The sequence below is a fragment of the Pantoea sp. USHLN256 genome (genome assembly GCF_037149875.1).
GTDB lineage: Bacteria > Pseudomonadota > Gammaproteobacteria > Enterobacterales > Enterobacteriaceae > Pantoea > Pantoea nemavictus.
Genome location: NZ_JBBCQO010000038.1, coordinates 1 through 405, shown reverse-complemented (window position 1 = coordinate 405; position 405 = coordinate 1). Strand labels below are relative to the sequence as shown.

General features: G+C 48.9%; 1 tRNA gene and 1 rRNA gene. Both read left to right on the top strand.

Annotated elements, in window-relative coordinates:
* Positions 1-58: ribosomal RNA gene (locus WFL93_RS24145) — 16S ribosomal RNA — on the top strand; the annotation flags it as partial.
* Positions 59-146: 88 nt separating this feature from the next.
* Positions 147-221, top strand: a tRNA-Glu gene (locus tag WFL93_RS24140).
* The last annotated feature ends 184 nt before the right edge of the window (positions 222-405 follow it).

Below are 405 nucleotides of genomic sequence, written 5' to 3'. Positions count from 1 at the left end.
TGGGGTGAAGTCGTAACAAGGTAACCGTAGGGGAACCTGCGGTTGGATCACCTCCTTACCTGAAGATACCTTCCCGCGAAGTGCTCACACAGATTGTCTGATAGAAAGTAATGAGCAAGACGGCTGCGAAGTCGTGACACTATCGTGTCCCCTTCGTCTAGCGGTTAGGACTCCGCCCTTTCACGGCGGCAACAGGGGTTCGAATCCCCTAGGGGACGCCACTTGCTTGGTGACAGGTGAAAGGTGTCTCCACGACGTATCTCAAAACTGACGTAACCGTCATGTTTGAGATACTGCTCTTTAACAATCCGGAACAAGCTGAAAATTGAAACGACGTGTTGGTTCATTTCTCCGTAATAAGAAATGAATAACAACATGTTCGAGTCTCTCAAATGCTTACAGTCC